Annotated in this window: 1 protein-coding gene; it reads left to right on the plus strand. The window is 65.5% G+C overall.

Translation table 11 applies throughout. From position 1 onward, the window contains the following. Window positions 1–3,781, plus strand: a 3,781-nt coding sequence (locus EOA75_RS30210) for a cytochrome P450 (protein ID WP_127325861.1), incomplete at its 5' end; no start/stop codon positions are given. Window positions 3,782–3,825 lie beyond the last annotated feature (44 nt).

Here is a 3,825-nt window from a genome sequence, read left to right on the forward strand (position 1 = left end):
CATCTGTCGCGACTATTTCGGCCTCGAGATCGACGATGAAACCGAATTCGCCGACTGGTCGATCGCGCTCAGCGCGCTGTTCTTTTCCGATCCGACAGCGAGCCCAACGACACGTCAGCTCGCGATCGTCGGCGGCGATCGTCTGATCAAGGTCATCGACCGCTCGATTGCCGCGATCAGGGACAGGGGAGGGAAGGACGAACGGCCGCTGGCGCGCCTCGTCGCGCTCATGGATCAAGGGCGCCTATCGCAGCCCGACATCCATTCGATCATGCTCGGCATGATTGCCGGCTTCGTTCCGACCAATGTGCTTGCCGGCGGCAATTGCCTGGACGTCATCCTGTCGCGGTCAGATGCAAGGCAGGCTGTCGACGCAGCCATTGCAGCGGGCGGTACCGGCAAACTCGATCGGGCGATCCTGGAAGCCATGCGCTTCAAGCCGATCTGGGTCGGTCCGTGGCGCTACACCGCCCGTGACGCGGTCATCGGCCAAGGCACGCGGCGAGAGCGCCTTGTGAAGGCCGGAACGGTCGTCATGCCGGCGACGCTTTCCGCCATGTTCGATCCGGAAATCGTGCAAAGGCCAAACGAATTCGACACCTCGCGGCCTTATCGCGATTACATGGTGTTCGGCCACGGCATTCATCTGTGCATCGGGGCCGAGATCGCCCGCATTCAGATCGGCGAATGCGTTCGCGCCCTGTTCAGCAAGCCCAAGCTCCGCCGCGCGCGCGGCAGAGCCGGCAAGATGGTCAATGTCGGCGCCTATCCGGCCAGCCTCAAGGTCGATTTCGAGCGCTCGCCGCTTTGCCGCACAGTCGACCAGTCGATGGTCACCGTGGTTTGCCCGATCAGGCGTGCGGTGCCGCTGGATGCCGTGCGCGACAAGGTCGGCGCACTTGGCAACCCGGCGATCGACGAGGTGGGCAATGCGCTCGACAATGTCGGCACGGTCCACTTCGCCAGCCTGGCTGTCGCCGCCACCGGCAGGGACGAGAAATCGGACCTCGAGACGGGCGCAGTTGTCCTCGAAATCTCCGGCGACGGCAGCACCGACGATGTCATCGGTGCCATCACGCAGGCCATAGGCCACCGGCTGCGGCCGATCTTAAGGGCCGTGTGCGGTCTGCCCGACGACGCTTCGCTGCAGGACTTCCTGAAGAAGCATCACATCGAGATCTCGCCGTCCTTCGGCAGCACGGCAGGGCTGGTTTTTTCCGGAACGCCTGGCCATTCGGTGCGCCGCATCCTTGCCGAGGCAGAGCTCGCCGACAGCGTGCGCGAGATCGTCGAAAAGCCGCGCGCGGGTACAGGCAACGCCCTTGCTGTGCTCACCGAGGCGCGCCGGCATGCCCAGTCGCTAGGGCAATTCGGCTGGGCCTTCGAGCCGGCTGAGAGCCTGCTGGAGCGGCCCCCGGGCCGCTGGTGGCGGGCCTTGACGACGACACTGCTTGCGCCGGCCGTGCTCGCCACCGTCGCGATCGTCATCCTTGCCTGCTGGCGCATGACCTATGTGCTCGTGTTCGGCAATCCGCACGGTGTCACCTTCACCAACGTCGCAATTGCCGGCACCGCGCTTCTGCTGGCGGTGCTGGGGCTGCTCGCGATAGCCCTGCTGTTCATCGGCTTGTGCTTCCTCAGCCTGCGGCGCCTCGAGGACAAGGACCGGCCGCAGAACACGCCGATCGATCTCGGCGCGCTGGACAGCATACTCGCCAATGAGGACCACTGCGCGCAAAACCATCTCACCGCGATATCGACGATGAAGGCCGGCACCTTGCGGCGGCTGGCGCTGAGGCTTTCCTTCTACCTGATCTCGATATCGGCGCAGAAGGTGTTCAAGCCGGGGTTCCTCGCCACCATAAACACCATTCACTTCGCCCGCTGGGTGCTGCTGCCGGGCACCGACAAGCTGATGTTCTTCTCCAACTATGGCGGCAGCTGGGAAAGCTATCTCGAGGACTTCATCGCCAAGGCCTCAGAGGGCCTGACCGGCGTATGGAGCAACACGGAAGGCTACCCGCGCACGCGTTGGCTCTTCCTCGACGGCGCGCGCGACGGGGACCGCTTCAAGCGCTGGGCGCGGCGTCAGCAGGTGCCGACGCTGTTCTGGTACTCTGCCTATCCGCATCTCAACACCGCGCGCATCCGTATCAACTCGAAGATCCGGCGCGGCATTGCTTCCGCCACCGGCAGCGAGGCCCGCAACTGGGTGAGCCTGTTCGGCTCGCTGCAGCGGCCGCTGGCAAGGCCGGCTGCAACCGTCGGCCGTGAACCGGCGCCTTTGCCCGTGGAAGAACTGGAAGCCGGCGAGATCCAATCCATTTTCTTCGGCCCGTTCGGCGCGCTTGGCCACGCGCATATGCTGGCGATCCGGGTGCCGGAAGAACTGCCGGCCATGCAACGCAGAGCGTGGCTGGACTTCGTCATCGACAAGACCAGTTTCGGCGACGGCGTGCCGGCCGGACGCGCCATGACGGTGGCCTTCGGTCCCGACGGTTTGCGCCGTCTTGGGCTGAAGGGCGGCGTCGACGACGATCCGCTGGACACATTCCCAGCTGCCTTTCGCCACGGCATGGGCAATCCAGAGCGCAGCCGCATCCTCGACGACACCGGCCCGGATGCGCCTGACAAATGGCAGTGGGGTTCGGCCACGGCGCCGGTCGACGCAGTCGTCATCTGCTACGCCGCGGAGCCGGCGGTACTGAAGGGGGAGGTTGCGGCCGCGAAGCGAAAGACGACAGGCGCGGGGATGAAGATCGTTGCCGAATTGCCGCTTGTCGTGAACCGCGAGCCAAAGAAGGACGGTGGGACAACGCAACATGCCGGCAACGACGGCAAGCCGGAGCGCGCCCGCGCCTACGAGCATTTCGGCTTTGCCGACGGCGTCTCGCAGCCGATCGTCAGGGGTACGTCGCGCGCCAGCAAGGGTGCCGCGCCGATGCACCTGGTCGCGCCGGGCGAGTTCCTGTTCGGCTATCGCGACGAGCATGGGTTCTATCCAGCCTCGCCCTCCGTCCGGGCAGCACAGGATCGGACCGGCATCCTGTCTCAGGTGCGGCGCAACCGGCAGATCCCCGGTCAGCCCCCGCCGCCGCGCGATTTCGGCCGCAACGGCTCGTTCCTGGTCGTGCGCCAGTTCGAGCAGCATGTCGAGTTATTCGATGACTATTGCAAGCATGCCGCCGCGCGAGCTGCGCGCGAGACCGGCGACAACGCCATCACGCCGCGCTGGGTCGCGGCCAAGATGCTCGGCCGCTGGCAGGACGGCAGTTCGCTGGTGCGCAACCCCGATGGCCGCCCGGGTCGTGGCGTCGACAACGACTTCGCGCTCGGCGCCGAGGACCCGCAGGGGCATCGCTGTCCGCTCGGCTCGCACATACGCCGTTCCAATCCGCGCGACTCGCTTGGCGAGGATCGCGAGACGCAGATCAGGATCGGCAAGCGCCACCGCATCCTGCGCGTCGGCCGCACCTATGAGAAGAAGGACCGCAGCGGGAAGGTCGAGAAGGGGCTTCTCTTCATGTGCCTCAACGCCGACATCGAACGCCAATACGAGTTCATTCAGCAGACCTGGGTCTCGTCGAGCTTGTTCCAAGGCCTTGTCGGCGAAAAGGATCCGACGATCGGCGCGCGCGACGGCGGCGGCCGGTTCTCGATTCCGTCCTGGGAAAAGGTGACGGTGCTCAGGGACATGCCGCAATTCGTCACCACGAAAGGCGGCGGCTACTTCTTCATGCCGAGCCGGTCCGCGCTGCGCTACCTGATTTCGCGGCTCTGATTCGGGTCAGAATCGTTCAGTCGTCGTCCTGCGAAGCGGCGATG

The organism is Mesorhizobium sp. M1A.F.Ca.IN.022.07.1.1, assembly GCF_003997575.1.
Taxonomy (GTDB): Bacteria; Pseudomonadota; Alphaproteobacteria; order Rhizobiales; family Rhizobiaceae; genus Mesorhizobium.